Source organism: Nesterenkonia alkaliphila (assembly GCF_009758175.1).
Taxonomy (GTDB): domain Bacteria; phylum Actinomycetota; class Actinomycetes; order Actinomycetales; family Micrococcaceae; genus Nesterenkonia; species Nesterenkonia alkaliphila.
In genome coordinates this window covers 55,564-70,134 of the sequence record NZ_WRPM01000059.1, presented here as the reverse complement: position 1 = coordinate 70,134, position 14,571 = coordinate 55,564, and the positions used below count along the sequence as shown (strand labels likewise).

The window sequence follows — 14,571 nt, the reverse complement described above, 5'->3', positions numbered from 1 at the left end:
GGGCCAGGCATCACCCGATCTGCTGCGTGATCTGCTGCAGACCATGATCAACGCCCTGCTCTCAGCCGATGCTGACGCCGTCATCGGCGCTGAGTACGGCAAACCCAGCGCTGACCGGACCACTCAGCGCAACGGGTACCGCCACCGGGATCTCGATACCCGGGTGGGGACCATCGATGTCGCCGTGCCGAAACTCCGAGAGGGCACGTATTTCCCGGAATGGCTGCTCGAGCGGCGGAAGCGGTCCGAATCAGCGATGATCACTGTGGTCGCTGATGCCTACCTGGCCGGTGTCTCAACCCGCCGGATGGACAAGCTGGTCAAGACCCTGGGGATCCACTCGCTATCGAAATCCCAGGTCTCCAGGATGGCTGAGGACCTCGATGGACACATCACCGAGTTCCGCACTCGACCACTAGCCGAAGCCGGCCCGTTCACCTTCGTGGCCGCCGATGCGCTGACCATGAAGGTCCGCGAAGGCGGGCGGGTGATCAACGCAGTGGTGCTGGTCGCCACCGGAGTCAACCACGACGGCCACCGTGAAGTCCTCGGAGTTCAGGTCGCCACCGCTGAGACCGCTACCGCCTGGAACACCTTCTTCGCTGACCTGGTCGCCCGCGGGCTCACCGGGGTCAAGATGGTCACTTCTGATGCTCACGCTGGGCTGGTAGAAGCTATCGCAGCGAATCTGCCCGGAGCATCCTGGCAGCGGTGCCGGACCCACTACGCCGCCAACCTGATGGCCGTGTGCCCCAAGAGCATGTGGCCAGCGGTGAAAGCCATGCTGCACTCGGTCTATGACCAGCCCGACCCCGCCAGCGTCACCGCCCAATTCGACCGGCTGCTGGACTACGTGGCCCAGAAGCTCCCCGCTGTTCATGATCACCTCGACACCGCCCAGGCAGACATCCTGGCCTTCACCAGCTTCCCTAAGGACGTGTGGACCCAGATCTGGTCAAACAACCCCAACGAACGGCTGAACAAAGAGATCCGCCGCCGCACCGACGTCGTAGGCATCTTCCCCAACCGCGAAGCCGTCACCCGGCTGGTCGGCGCCGTCCTAGCCGAACAGAACGATGAATGGGCCGAAGGCCGCCGATACCTCGGCCTCGAGGTCCTCGCACGCTGCCAAACCACCCCCGAACCCGACAACGATCACCACGATCTCCCCGAACTCCAAGCCGCATAACCATCCAAAACTCGAAGAGCTAGTTACACCACTACACGGGACTTGACCGACAACTCAACATTGCGAGACAATCGCTGACGGCTATGACCTACTGATTCAGGACCAAGACATAGACTCGTTACTCGCCTTTGCTGAGGCGCTCGCAATGTCAGAGCCGGATTACCTAGTAACCGTTACTGACGTAGCACACCATGCTTCTAGTGCTGTAGATGACTATGTGGAGGCTCGTGTCGACCCCTCCCTTGACTCCGGCTTCGGAACTCCGCAGTCGGAGACGGCTTATGATCGGTTCACCGAGGCGATGGAGAGCTTGACCGACGCGTGTTCGGCTCTGGGAGTAACAGTTCCGCCGGCAGAAGAAGAAAATATCCTACAAAGGTCCACCGTTCGGGTATTCCGAGCGTCGGAACAGATGGGGATTAACTGCATGATTCGTGACGACGAAGAGCCTCAACCGCTAGAGTCATTTGAAGAAGCCTGGGAACAGCACACCGTTGAAGAACGAGAGCTCTGCAGGTGGTACTCGCCGAATGATCCCGATGAACCTTCACTTTCCTTCAATGAATATGAGTTGACTGAGGTTGAGCAGGAAGCTATAGATCTAGCTGGGTATGAGGACGTGTCCAGTATTCGCACCCTCTATGTGATTTGTGCACAGAGCTACGAAGATCGTAGTAGTTCTGATGATTGGGTTCAGGTTCAGGCAGCGGAAGTGCTCGGGGCATTTGTGCTTTGCCCCGAGCATCCAGATCGAGAGATTGTTGAGTCAGCTGTTTCACATTGGATTCCCTGGATTGAGGCAGAAGCGCGGGGGGATGTTTACACGGGGGGCACCTATCGCGTAAATGATGACATCCCACCCGGCACCTATGTGGCCGAATCGGTTGAGGGATTCAACGGCTGTTATTGGGAACGCCTGGACACCAACGGCAACATCATTGCGAACCACTTCCAGAACAGTGGATTTAGGACGCAGGTAACCATCTCCTCCAGCGACTATTCATTCCACTCGTCCGGCTGTTGAGCATGGAGGCGAATTGGCTGAATTGCCACTGTGAACCGAGCATAATGCGAACACAATGTAAACCACACAGACACTCTACGGTTCTTGCTGCGCAGAGGACTGGGATGGTTCGATAGGTGATGACCCGCCTCTCTTGACGGGAGGGCGCGGGTTGGGGGTGGGGCGTCGTCGTACTGTGATCGGGCAGACTGGAAGCATGGACCAGGTTCAGTATGTGACAGTGCAGACCACTACCGATTCCGCCGCTGAGGCTGAGCGGCTGGCCGCCCAGGCCGTGCAGCAGAAGCTCGCTGCCTGTGTGCAGATCGCGCAGGTGCGCAGTTTCTACCAGTGGCAGGGACAGACCCACGACGACGCCGAGCACCTCCTCACCCTCAAAACCACAGTCGCACACGTGCCGGGCATCAAAGAGTTCCTCGCCCGTGAGCACAGTTACGACGAACCGGAGCTGATCGTGCAGCCGATCATCGCCGGCAGTGCCGGCTATCTGGAATGGGTCAGCCAGACGGTCTCGGACTGAAACCTTACAACGTCCGGGGCAGCATGGCGCAGCGGTGGTGATCATCGCCTTCGGGATGGGGCTGGGCACTGCCTGGCCGAGACCCTGAGCAATGATGCGATCCTCACTGCCGTGCCGCGACACCGGGCTGGAGCCGCCACCGCACACTCTGAGACCGGCGGGCCTGCGGGGCGCTGAACAATCCATGCCTTGGCCTCCTGCACCTGGCCAAGCGGCGTACGCTGTACACATGGCATATCCAGCACACCAGGAGCGCAGGGCGCTGGCCGAGGCGCTGCGCGCAGTTCCGGCAAACGCGCCCACCCTCTGTGAGGGGTGGACGGCACGGGACCTCGCAGTCCATATCGTGGTCAGGGATTCCAGGCCGCACCTGCTGGCCGGCCAGAACCTGCCGATCGTGGGCCACCGGGCCCGCGCGGCCCTGGAGGAGCTCACGCGCACCGACTACCAGGCGCTGGTGGATCAGGTGGCCGCGGGCCCGCCGCCTTGGTCACCGACCCGCCTCCGCCCGGTCGCCAACACCGTCAACACCGTAGAGTTCTATGTGCACGCCGAGGATGTGCTCCGGGCGCAGCAGGACTTCGACCCCCAGCACCGGCGCACCCCCAGCCCTGAAGTGCGGGCACAGCTGTGGAGACAGGGCACCCAGGGGCTCTTCCTGCTGGGAGCACGCTCGCAGCAGCAGCGCATCACCTACATCAGCCCGGACCACGGCGCAGTAACTCGAGGGAACCCCCGGGCACCTCTGAGTCTTGTCCAGGGCCCGCCTGAAGAGCTTGTGCTCTGGGCCTTCGGCCGCCGCAGCGCTGCCGCCGTCCAGGTGACGGCCCCCTAGGACAGCCCCCACCGGAAACCGCAGTAAGGACACCTATGGAATACCGCATATTGGGCCGCACTGGCCGAAGCGTCTCGGCAATCGGCCTCGGCACCTGGCAGATCGGCGGGAACTGGGGCACTGTCTCAGAAAAGGACGCATTCGCCGTACTCGACGCCGCCGCCGAGGCGGGGGTGACCTTCCTCGACACCGCCGACGTCTACGGCGATGGCCGCAGCGAACAGCTCATCGGCCGCTGGCGCGCGCAGAACCCCGACTGGCGCGGCACAGTCGCCACCAAGATGATCAGACGGGCGACGGCGCCCTCACTGCAGTACGCCACCGAGGCCAACTTCCGCGCCTGGGCCGAAAGATCCCGGCAGAACCTGGGGGCCGAGACCCTGGACCTAGTGCAGCTGCACTGCCCCGAGACCGCAGTGCTGGAGGGCGACCAGGTCTACGACGCCCTCGACGCTCTGGTGGAGGAGGGTGTGATGGCAGCTTATGGAGTCAGTGTGGAGACCTGTGACCAAGCGCTGACCGCCATTGCGCGCCCTCACGTGGCCAGTGTGCAGATCATTCTCAACGCGTTCCGGCAGAAGCCGCTGGAGAAGGTACTGCCTGCTGCGGCCCAGGCTGGAGTCGGGATCATCGTGCGAGTCCCACTCGCCTCAGGACTGCTCTCCGGGCGCTATACCGAGGACACAGTCTTCGCCGCCGATGACCACCGCAGCTTCAATCGCAACGGCGAGGCCTTCGACGTGGGCGAGACTTTCGCAGGAGTGGAGTTCAGCACCGGGGTGGCCGCCGCCGCGGAGTTCTCCCACCTGGCTGGGGCCGCAGGTCTGGCGCCGGCCCAAGCAGCCCTGGCCTGGGCAGCCCAGCAGCCCGGCGTCACTACTGTGATCCCCGGCGCGCGCAGTGCCGAGCAGGCCGCCAGCAACGCCGCGGCCGGGAACATCCCGCCGCTTTCACCAGACTTCCTGGATGCAGTGGCCCGCCTCTACGAGACCAAGCTGAAGCCTCAGATCCACCACCGGTGGTAAGATCCAGCGTCAGGCACCGCTCAGCTGCACCAAGCGGCCAACTCCACCCCGCTGAGCACATCGCCGGGATGGGGACCGGCCGCCCAGATCTGGCTGAGTTCAGTCTCTTGGAAGCCGGTGCGGCAGACGGCCAGCACCAGGTTGCCCTCCGCCTCGGCAGCCAGCACCTCGGCTGGTGCGCTCAGCAGAACACTGGAGGCGCCACCCGCCGCCTCCAGCACGGTCCCCACCAGGCCGCGGGCAAAATCCATTCCGGGCTCGTCACCGAGGTTCACCAGCATGACCCCGCCCCCGCTCATCGCGCCGAGCACCGTGCTGAAGAACTCCGCAGAGGTCAGCGCCGCCGGAGCCTCAGCTGAGTTGAACAGGTCGACCACGATCACATCGAACCGCTCTCCGGCCAGCGCACCGCCGGGGGAGAGGACCTCGGCGGCGTCGGCCACCAGGTTTCGCGGCGCAGCGCGCATCGGCAGGTGCCTCAGCACAAAGTCCACCAGCTCGGGCTCAATATCCACCACCGTCTGCCGCGCCTCCGGCCGCCACTCTCCCAACCAGCGGGGAAGGCTCAGGGCACCTGCGCCCAGGTGGAGCGCATCAGTGGGTCCGGCCGGGTGCTGGTGCAAGGTGGTCAGCACTGCGCGCATCCGGCGCAGATAGTCGTGCAGCAGGAACTCCGGATCCCCCACCTCCACATGGGACTGCTCCGCCATTCGGGTCTCCCCGGTGCCGATGGAGAGTACGACGCCGTGGTCAGTCAGAGTATCGCGGGTCAGCTCGGCAGTCTGCCCAGAATGGGAGAGCTGGATCCGCTGCGGAAGTTTAGGGAGCATACGTCACCGCCGGTTGAGGACCGCCGTTTTCGGGTTCTGGAGTCGATTTCGCTGTGTATACGCCGAAAACCACGGTGCTCACCTGCCCTGGGAGACCAGACGACGACGCAGCGGTGCCCGGGCGGCGGTGATGAACTCTTCGGCGCGCTCAGCCGGCGCAGAGGTGGCCAGGCTGACCCCGATGAACACCAGCACAGCCAGCGCCAGGCCCCAGACTCCGGAGCCCTGGCCCAGCAGCATGGTCCCGGTGTACTCCAGGCCCAGCACCAGCGAGCCGGCCAGCACTACGGAGCTGATCACCCCCCATGCAGTGCCGCGCTTCCAGAAGAAGGCGCCGATGATCGGTGGAACCATCACCAGCAGTCCTGCCGAGGCGGAGACTGAAAGCACCGCAATGAGGTCCAGCTGAAGCTGCGCGAACCAGTAGGCCAGGCCGGCCACCACCGGGATCACCGCCTTGCCCGCCGCCAGCTGAATCCGGTCAGAGAGCCCGCGGCGGGCACCTACCACGTCCCGGCTGATCATCGAGGACAGGGTCAGCATGATCGAGTCGATAGTGGACACACAGGCCGCCAGGATGCCAATCATCACGATGATTGCCAGCGGGGTGGGCACTAAGCCTGACCCCAATAAGGCGGGGGTGGCCCCATCGGCGGCCTCCAGATCGGGGAAGTGAACCCGTGCCGCGAAGCCCCAGAAGACGGAGACGAAGGTGTAGATGAACCCGAAGACCAGGAAGCCGATGAGCATCCGCCGCATGTCCTTGAGCGAGCCGGGGGTGAACAGCCGCTGCGAGACCTGCGGGTTGGAGATGGAGAAGAAGATCCACGGCAGCGAGAGCGCGATGAACGTGGAGAGGGTGAAGTAGCCCTCACCGGGGACGGTGAGCGCGCCGGGCTGATCCTCCAGGGCGCCGAGGAACCCGCCGAGCCCGCCCATCTGATGGATGACGATGATCACCACCAGGGTCGCCGAAAGCACCATGATGACCGACTGCAGCGCATCGGTCCACACTACTGAGCGCAGACCGGCCACCATCGCGAAGACGATGGCAGCGAAGCACACTACGGCAGTTCCCGTGGTGAAGCTGATGGCCCCGTTGGTCATCCCGGAGACCAGGTACCCGGCCCCGGTCAGCTGGACTGCGGCATAGGGGAGCAGGAACACGAAGCTTGCGATCGCTGCCACTGCACCAGCGCTGCGGCTGGCATAGCGGTGCCCGATCATCTCCGAGGGGGTGACATAGCCGAACCGCCGGCCCACCCGCCAGAACCTTGGGCCGAAGATCAGCACCAGGGTGACCCCACACAGGTAGAGCAGCTCGAAGCCCAGTGCACCGATGCCCCCGGCATAGGTCAGCCCAGCCAGCCCGATCATCATGAAGGCTGAATAGGTGGTGGCTGAGTAGCTCATAGCGGAGAGGAACCCGCCCATCCGCCGGCCTCCCAGAAAGTAGTCGGCCATATCCTCAGCGGTCCCGGAGCGGGAGAGCAGCGCGGCACAGGTGGCCACCAGAAAGTAGAGTCCGATGCCGATCCATACCCAGGCGGAGTCCATCAGTGCTCATCCCCCTGGCCCGGGAGCTGCCCTTCAGGCTCGGCCGCGGCCTCGTCCTGACTCCAACCGGCGGAGACCGCCACGTTGACCGCGATCACTGCCAGGGTCGCCAGGGTCCAGAACAGGGCGCTGCCGTACCAGGTGTCCACCGTGCGCAGCAGGGTATAGGGGACCACGAACATCGCCAGCATGATCACCGGCACGGTGGCCAGCAGCCAGGTGTGAGCGGACTTCCGGACAGATGGTTGCACCGCATCAGGCTACACCGGGCTGCGCCTACGCCCGGCTGCCGGCGCGAGCGGGCTCTCCCCGCCGCGACCTGCCCCGCACCACGCCTCTACCTCCGACGGTGGGCGCAAATGCGCACACATCAGGGGCTGAAACGGCCCAACTACGGACATTTCCGCCCACGGAACGGAGGGGTGCCAACGACGACGCCCCCGGCACCTGGGTACCGAGGGCGTCGTCGTTATCTGGTGGGAGTGCGCTACAGCTTACCGGCAGCCTCCAACTGCTGCTTGGCCGGGTAGCGGATGGACTCCACCATCTCTTGGACCTCCTCGCTCGGCGGGCGGGTGAGGTTGGAGACCACGATGGTGACGAGGAAGTTCAGCGCCGCGCCGATGGTGCCGATGCCCTCCGGGGAGATGCCCCAGATGTGATCGTTGGCCTCCAGCCCGAACAGCGGCAGCGTATAGATCATGTAGCTGGCGCTGAAGATCAGGCCGGTGAGCATACCGGCGGCCGCCCCCTTGGCATTGGCCCGCTTCCAGAAGATACCCAGGATGAGAATCGGGAAGAAGGTGGAGGCGGCCAGGCCGAAGGCGAAGGCCACCACCTGGGCCACGAACGCCGGTGGGTTCAATCCGGCGATGATGGCCACCAGCACCGCACCGACCATGGCCAGGCGGCCCACCAGCATCTGAGTCTTCTCGGAGGCCTTCTCTTTGGAGATCATCCGGTAGTAGATGTCGTGGGAGGCCGAGGAGGAGATCACCAGCAGCAGACCCGCCGCCGTGGACAGGGCTGCGGCCATACCGCCGGCAGCCATCAGGCCGATGATCGGGGCCGGCAGTCCGCCGATCTCCGGGGAGGCCAGCACCAGGATGTCCGGGGAGACGTACATATCGGCCGCACCCTGAACATTCGAGACGGAATCGATGGCGCCGTCGGAGTTGACCTGCACATGGCCGGTCTCCGCCCAGGGCTCAACCCAGGCCGGCAGGTCACCCTCACCGGTGGCACCCTGCACGCCCTGCAGCAGGTTCAGCTTGGTGAACGCGCCCACCGCCGGTGCGGTCAGGTACAGCAGCGAGATGAAGAACAATGCCCAGAAAGCGGAGAACCGCGCTCCGCGCACCGTCTTGGTGGTGTAGAACCGGATGATCACATGCGGCAGACCGGCGGTGCCGATCATCAGGGACATGGTCACCAGGAACACATCCAGCTGGCCGCCGGCGCGGCCGGCGAAGGCCTCGGTGAAGTGGTGCAGGCCGAACTCCTCGCGCAGTGCATCCAGTTCAGCCAGGATGGTGCCGTAGGTGACCTGAGGCACCGGGAAGCCGCCGATCTGCTGAGACACGGCCACTGCCGGAATCAGGTAGGCGATGATCAGTACGGTGTACTGGGCCACCTGGGTGTAGGTGATGCCCTTCATGCCGCCGAGCACGGCGTAGAAGAAGATCACCACGGCTGCCACCACCACGGCCCAGTGGGATTCCAGGCCCAGGAAGCGGGCGAAGACCACGCCGCCGCCGGTCATCTGGCCCACCACATAGGTGAAGGAGATCACGATCGCGCAGATCGCAGCCACCACGCGGACCGTGTCGCTGTAGCGGTCGCCCACGAACTCCGGCACGGTGAACTTGCCCCATTTGCGCAGATACGGGGCCAGCAGCAGAGCCAGCAGCACATAGCCGCCGGTCCAGCCCATCAGGTAGACCGAGCCGTCGGAACCCAGGAAGGCGATGAGGCCCGCCATGCCGATGAAGCTGGCTGCAGACATCCAGTCCGCGGCCACTGCTGCACCATTGGCGATGGTCGGCACGCCCTGAGAGGCGACGTAGAACTCCTTGGTCTCCTTCACCCGGGAGCGCCAGGCGATGTAGATGTAGATCCCGAAGGTCAGGAGCAGGAAGAAGAAGGTCCAAAACTGCATCGGTTCAAGATTCATGGTCGATCATCCCTTCCCTTTGGGCTCATCGACCCCGAACTCTTTGTCGATCCGGTCCATCCACAGGGCATAGACCAGGATCAGCACCACGAAGGTGTAGATGGAGCCCTGCTGGGCGAACCACAGGCCCAGCGGGAACCCGAGGATCTCAATGTTGTTCAGCGGTTCGATGAGAATGATCCCGAACCCGAACGAGACGGTGAACCAGATGGCCAGCAGCACCACCATCAGCCGCACGTTCTTCTTCCAGTAGCGCTGGCGCCAGCTGTTATCCGCTGGCGGCGCCGTGCCGGAAGAGCCCTCGTGTGTCACATCGGACATGTGTGACTCCTTTGCTCTGTTATCTACTTGGGCGATCACGCGTCTGCGCGCGGATGCACAGACGCCTGGGACAAGACAATCGCGATGTGACCCGCCTCACAAGCGAATCGAGGCAGAAGGCGGGTCTGGGTTGGCGAGTGGTCGATCTGGCACTGCGAACGGTCAAACGGGAGTGATATACCGCACATGAGGGGATTCTGACCGCTGGCGGCACTGATTCCCGCCATTGAGCACGACGACGCCCCACCGCCTGGATTCTGTGACCCACCTCACCGTAGGATTCACTCCATGAGTACCACTGCACCCGCCGAGGCCGAGCGCACTGCCGGGCCGAAGTCCGTGGAGCAGAAGGGCCTGGCCGGGGTCTTCGCCCGCCTGAAGGAGGGGCGCAAGCACGGCTGGGGCGTCTTCCACATGGGCAGCTGGCCGATGATGATCGGCGGAATGGCCATGATCATCTCCGCCTTCCTTCCCTGGGTGACCCTGCCCTGGATCGAGGAGCTCACCGGAGAGCCCTTCCATCTGCGCGGCACTGACGGGCCCGGGGTGCTGACCCTTGCCGTAGGCTGCCTGGCCTTCGCCGGCGCCTTCGTTCCCCGGCGCAGGCTGGCAATTGCCCATGCCGCGATCCCGGGTCTGCTGGTGGCCGGCATCGTCGCCCTGCAGTGTTGGAACATCGTGGTCCACTCCATCCAGCTGGACGCCTGGGGCGGGTTCCTCCCCGGGATGGGTCTGGTGCTGGCAGGCGGCGGCGCAGTCTTCCTGCTCAAAGCATCCTGGACCATGTACCGCAGCTGGCCCGTGCAGTAGAGACGTAGCCTAGAGATGTGACCCCCGGCGATCTGACAGGCCCCGTCCCGCAGCATGAGGGCGAGATCCGCGATACCCCCGCAGAGGTCGACGCCGCCTTCCGCACCCTGCGCCGGATAGCGTTCACCTACTTCGCCGTGTTCCTGGTGGTGGTCGCCGCCTTTCCGGTACTCTCCCTGACCCTGGACTGGTGGCTGGACTCCCGGCTCATCGGCAGCCTGAGCCCCGGATTCCTCACCGTGGCCGTGGGCCTCTACGCAGTCTTCGCCGGCATCGGGATCGCCGCAGCCACCCTGAGCTCCAGCGTCGAGCAGCGCATGCTCGGCTCCCAGGAGACGGACGAATGACCACCACTGCCATCATCACTCTGGCTGCTGTGCTGGTGATCGTGCTGGGAGTCAGCGTGCTCACCCGGCCCCGGCACTCCTCCACAGTGGACTTCTATCTGGCCGGACAGCGGGTTGGGGTGGCTACCAACTCCTGGGCGATCTGCGGAGACTACCTCTCCGCGGCGTCGTTCCTGGGGGTGGCCGCTGCGGTCTACGTCTCCGGGCTGGACGGCGCCTGGTACGCGGTGGGCTTCGCCGCCGGGTTCGTGCCGGTGCTTCTGCTGGTGGCCGCCCCGCTGCGCCGCTACGGAGAGTTCTCGCTGGCCGACTTCCTGGGCCGGCGGCTGCGCTCGGAGGCGGTGCGGCTGCATTCGGTGGGCGTGGTTCAGCTGGTGATCCTCTGCTACCTGATTCCCCAATCGGTGGGCGGGGGCATCACCTGGGAGCTGCTGGTGGGCCACGGGCTCTTCGGGCTCAGCCCCTACTCCACCGGGGTGCTGCTCTCCACCGCGGTGATCGCCGTGGTGGTCGCCTCCGGGGGAATGCGCGGCACCACCTGGAACCAGGCGGTGCAGTTCCTGCTGCTCTTCGGCGCACTGGTCTGGTTGGCGGCCACCGTCAGCGCCGACGGCTTCCGCTACGGGGAGGCGGTGGAGACCCTGAGCCAGGAACCCCTGGTCAACCCTGCCCCGGATGGTGATCAGTGGCAGTTGACCCAGGAGCACAACGCCATCAGCCCGGGGGAGGAGGCCGTGTTCGGCCAGCCCGGTGCCCGCTACGGGCAGCTGGGCCAGGTGGCCCTGGTGGTGACTTTGGGGCTGGGCACCGCCGGTCTGCCGCATGTGATGAACCGCTACTTCACCGCCCCCACCGGGCGGGCCGCCCGCACCACCACAGTCTGGGTGCTGCTGCTGATCGGGATGTTCTACGCCCTGGCGGTGATGATGGGCACTGCCGCCCGGGACATCATCCCGGCCGCGGCCCGGGAGCATGCCTGGCTGGCGGAGCTCACGGTGGAGGGGGTGCTCCGGGTTCCCGAGCACGCGCTGCCGGTGCTGGGCCGGATCTACGGGGACGAGGCCGGACTAGGACTGATCGCTGCCGCCGCCCTGATCGCGGCGATGTCCACTGTGGCCGGACTGCTGCTGGCCTCGGCGGCCACTTGGGGCCACGATGTCTACGAACGCCATATCAACCCGCGGGCCACCCAGCGCCAGGCCGTCTGGGTAGGCCGGGCATCCACCCTGATCGCCGCCAGCATCGCCGCAGCTCTGGCCATCCTGCTGCGCCCCGATGCCTTCACCCCGGCCATGCCCTCCCTGGTGGCCACCATGGTCACCTGGGCCTTCGCGATCGCCGGTTCGGCTCTGACCCCCGTGGTGGTGCTGGCCATCTGGTGGCGGCGCACCACTGCCGCCGGGGCGGTGGCAGGCCTGGCCAGCGGGTCGGTGACCGCCATCGCCATGTTCCTGATCGCCAGCTTCATGGAGCCCGGCGCACTGCGCGAGCTCTTCGCCGCCCCCACACTGGTGGCGGCCCCACTGGCCTTCCTCCTGACCATCGCCGTCTCACTGCGCACTCAGCCGCCTGCGGAGGTGGAGGCCGATTGGCTGATCATGCACGGCACCGCCGCGGATCGGCACGCAGAGCGGATGGCCGCGCTCACTATGCGAGAGCGGCGGCGCAGAAAGGAGGAACGGCGTGCGCGGTAGCCTCATCCTGGCCGCAGCAGTGCTGAGCATCTGGACCCTGGTGTATGGAGTCACTCAGGTACTGGTCACCCCGGCCCTGCCGGTGCTGCCCACCGTGGGTATCGGCGTGCTGCTCACCGTGGCAGTGGTGCTCGGCTACCCCTCTGCGCTGCGCGGCCCCCGGGGGGCGCGCGGCCTGCGCCCCAGCCGGCGCGGAACCAACGCCGCAGAGACCCACAGCCGCCGGGATCTGCCCGAGCGCGGAGTGCGGGACCTGGCAGTGCGCTCCATCCCCCTGCGCTCCGGACTCACTCAGGACGCCGCCCGGCGGACCTGCGAGCTGCTGCGTCCCATGCTCTCCGGAGACGCCGTCTCCATCACCGACACCGAGGAGATCCTGGCCTATATCGGCCCGGGGGAGGACCATCACCTCCCCGGCGGTGCCATGCAGACTTCCGCTGCTCCGCGGGCCGTGCGCAAGGGCCGGACCGTAGTGGTCCGGGACAAGGCCTCAGTGGGCTGCCGGGAGCCCGATTGCGAGGTGATCTCCGCAGTGATCGCCCCATTGCGGATCGGTCAGCGAGTGATCGGGACCGTGGGGGTCTACCAGGCCACCACCCGGATACCGCCCAAGCAGCTGGTGGAGGACATGGCCAATATGCTCAGCCTGCACCTGGAGCTGGCCGAGCTGGACCGTGAGAAACAGCTGGCCGCCAGCGCCCGGCTGGATGCCCTGCGCGCCCAGATCAACCCGCACTTTCTGTTCAACATCCTTAACACCATCGCCTCTAAGGCCCGCACCCGCCCGGAGGAGGCCCGGGAGCTGCTGCTGCGGCTCTCCGAGTTCTTCCGCTACGCGGTCAGGCAGGAGGGCCACTTCGCCGAGTTCGCTCAGGAGTACTTCTTTGTGCGCACCTACCTCTCCCTGGAACAGGCCCGGTTCGGTTCCCGTCTGGAGGTCCGCTATGACATCGACCCGCAGGTGCTGACCTCCCGGGTGCCGGTGCTGACCATCCAGCCGCTGGTGGAGAACGCTGTCAAGCACGGGATCGCACCGAAGAAGGAGGGTGGCACAGTGCGGCTGCGCGCCCGGGTGGACCCGCTGACCCGCACCACCTCCATCCGGGTCTCCGATGACGGGGTGGGAATGGATCCTGAGGTGCTGGCCGCACTCACCGAAGGCCGCGGCGTCGTCGGTGATTCCACTGATGCAGTGCTGACCGGGCCCGACGGCTCAGGCGGGCATGCCGGAGTGGGGCTGAAGAACATCTCTGAGCGGCTGGATCAGCTCTTCGGCGACCGCTACGACCTCTCCATCTCCACACCCAGATCCGGCGGCACCGTTGTTGAACTGAAAATACCGCTGCGCTGAGCCTCTCCCGCGGCCGGGTCGCCGCGAACTTTGCGCCTCAGGGGGCTACGTATACTTTCGAGTGTGAGTCCGCGCGCCCTGATTGTAGATGACGAAGCCCCCGCCCGGGAGGAGCTGCGCTATCTGCTGGAGGAGGCCGCCCCCAGCACTGAGGTCCAGGTGGTGGGCGAGGCCACCAACGGCGAGGAGGCCCTGGTCTTGCTGCGCTCCCTGGACTACGACCTGGTGTTCCTGGACATCCGGATGCCCGGGCTGACCGGCCTGCAGGTGGCCGAGCAGCTGCGCGAGCTGCCCCGCCAGCCCAAGGTCATCTTCACCACCGCCTACCCGGACCACGCTGTGGAAGCCTTCGACCTGGCCGCTGCTGACTATCTGGTGAAACCTTTCGACGCCGAGCGGCTGGCCCGGGCCGTGGAGCGGGCACTGGCCTCCGGTGCGGCCGCTCAGGAGACCAGCAAGGAGGAGGACGCCGCCCCGCAGGATGCCAGCAGCAGCCGGCCTGAGCCGCAGGACCGGCTGGTTCGCATTCCGGTGCAGCGTGACGGGCGCACCGTGCTCATCGAGGGCGATGCCATCGTCTATGCCGCAGCTGCCCGCGGATACTCCTCGCTGAAGCTGGCCGATGACAAAGTACTGGTCAGCTTCTCGCTCAATGAGCTGGAGCGCCGGCTGCACGGGCACTTCTGCCGGGTGCACCGCTCCTATCTGGTCAATCTGCGCTACGTCCGCGAGCTGGTGCCCGATTTCCGCGGTCACCTGGCCCTGGTGATGAATGACCGGCAGCGCTCGCGGGTGGAGGTGTCCCGCCGCCACGCCAGGGAGCTGCGCCGCCGCCTCGGCGTCTGAGCTCTGCCCTGAGAGCACATTGTCTTCCGGACTCCCAGCCTGCGTTGCA

The 14,571-nt window shown here is 65.7% G+C and carries 15 protein-coding genes; 10 read left to right on the top strand and 5 right to left on the bottom strand.

Features of this window, described 5'->3' with window-relative positions; all coding sequences use genetic code 11:
- The 5 genes from GNZ21_RS08385 to GNZ21_RS08365 all read left to right on the top strand — a co-directional run.
- Positions 1 to 1,189 (top strand): IS256 family transposase (locus GNZ21_RS08385; protein ID WP_157323232.1); only part of this gene is annotated, 1,189 nt, incomplete at its 5' end.
- Positions 1,190 to 1,334: 145 nt separating this feature from the next.
- Positions 1,335 to 2,213, top strand: a complete 879-nt coding sequence (locus GNZ21_RS08380) for a hypothetical protein (protein WP_157323230.1) — start codon at positions 1,335 to 1,337, stop codon at positions 2,211 to 2,213.
- Positions 2,214 to 2,409: 196 nt separating this feature from the next.
- Positions 2,410 to 2,733 (top strand): divalent-cation tolerance protein CutA, encoded by a 324-nt coding sequence (gene cutA, locus GNZ21_RS08375; protein WP_157323228.1) that lies wholly within the window; start codon positions 2,410 to 2,412, stop codon positions 2,731 to 2,733.
- Between the two features lie 229 nt (positions 2,734 to 2,962).
- Entirely contained in the window at positions 2,963 to 3,568 is a 606-nt protein-coding gene (locus tag GNZ21_RS08370; protein ID WP_157323226.1) for a TIGR03085 family metal-binding protein, read from the top strand.
- A gap of 35 nt (positions 3,569 to 3,603) precedes the next feature.
- Complete coding sequence (locus tag GNZ21_RS08365) at positions 3,604 to 4,593, top strand: aldo/keto reductase (protein ID WP_157323224.1); 990 nt, start codon at positions 3,604 to 3,606, stop codon at positions 4,591 to 4,593.
- Between the two features lie 20 nt (positions 4,594 to 4,613).
- On the opposite strand, the gene GNZ21_RS08360 is transcribed toward GNZ21_RS08365, so the two are convergent.
- The 5 genes from GNZ21_RS08360 to GNZ21_RS08340 form a co-directional block, all read right to left on the bottom strand.
- A complete protein-coding gene (locus tag GNZ21_RS08360; protein ID WP_157323222.1) occupies positions 4,614 to 5,423 on the bottom strand; it encodes a spermidine synthase in 810 nt (269 codons plus the stop codon).
- A gap of 78 nt (positions 5,424 to 5,501) precedes the next feature.
- Positions 5,502 to 6,980, bottom strand: a complete 1,479-nt coding sequence (locus tag GNZ21_RS08355) for a sodium:solute symporter family protein (protein WP_157323220.1) — start codon at positions 6,978 to 6,980, stop codon at positions 5,502 to 5,504.
- The gene (locus tag GNZ21_RS08350) at positions 6,980 to 7,231 is read right to left on the bottom strand and encodes a hypothetical protein (RefSeq protein WP_198345996.1); all 252 of its coding nucleotides are present in this window, start codon (positions 7,229 to 7,231) and stop codon (positions 6,980 to 6,982) included. Before GNZ21_RS08350 ends, GNZ21_RS08355 begins: the two co-directional genes overlap by 1 nt.
- Before the next feature lie 236 nt (positions 7,232 to 7,467).
- A complete protein-coding gene (locus tag GNZ21_RS08345; protein ID WP_157323218.1) occupies positions 7,468 to 9,153 on the bottom strand; it encodes a sodium:solute symporter family protein in 1,686 nt (561 codons plus the stop codon).
- A gap of 6 nt (positions 9,154 to 9,159) precedes the next feature.
- On the bottom strand, positions 9,160 to 9,474 hold the full coding sequence (locus GNZ21_RS08340; protein WP_157323216.1) for a DUF4212 domain-containing protein: 315 nt from the start codon (positions 9,472 to 9,474) through the stop codon (positions 9,160 to 9,162).
- Positions 9,475 to 9,762: 288 nt separating this feature from the next.
- On the opposite strand from GNZ21_RS08340, the gene GNZ21_RS08335 reads away from it, so the two are divergent.
- The 5 genes from GNZ21_RS08335 (at position 9,763) to GNZ21_RS08315 (ending at position 14,522) form a co-directional block, all read left to right on the top strand.
- Entirely contained in the window at positions 9,763 to 10,284 is a 522-nt protein-coding gene (locus GNZ21_RS08335) for a hypothetical protein (RefSeq protein ID WP_229659488.1), read from the top strand.
- Positions 10,285 to 10,301: 17 nt separating this feature from the next.
- Complete coding sequence (locus GNZ21_RS08330; protein ID WP_198345995.1) at positions 10,302 to 10,631, top strand: DUF485 domain-containing protein; 330 nt, start codon at positions 10,302 to 10,304, stop codon at positions 10,629 to 10,631.
- Positions 10,628 to 12,325 carry a sodium/solute symporter gene (locus GNZ21_RS08325; protein ID WP_157323214.1) on the top strand — a complete coding sequence of 566 codons (1,698 nt, stop codon included), beginning with the start codon at positions 10,628 to 10,630 and terminating at the stop codon, positions 12,323 to 12,325. The genes GNZ21_RS08330 and GNZ21_RS08325 overlap by 4 nt, the downstream gene beginning before the upstream one ends.
- Positions 12,315 to 13,676, top strand: a complete 1,362-nt coding sequence (locus GNZ21_RS08320; RefSeq protein ID WP_188503633.1) for a histidine kinase — start codon at positions 12,315 to 12,317, stop codon at positions 13,674 to 13,676. Before GNZ21_RS08325 ends, GNZ21_RS08320 begins: the two co-directional genes overlap by 11 nt.
- A 63-nt stretch (positions 13,677 to 13,739) precedes the next feature.
- Entirely contained in the window at positions 13,740 to 14,522 is a 783-nt protein-coding gene (locus GNZ21_RS08315) for a LytR/AlgR family response regulator transcription factor (RefSeq protein WP_188503632.1), read from the top strand.
- The last annotated feature ends 49 nt before the right edge of the window (positions 14,523 to 14,571 follow it).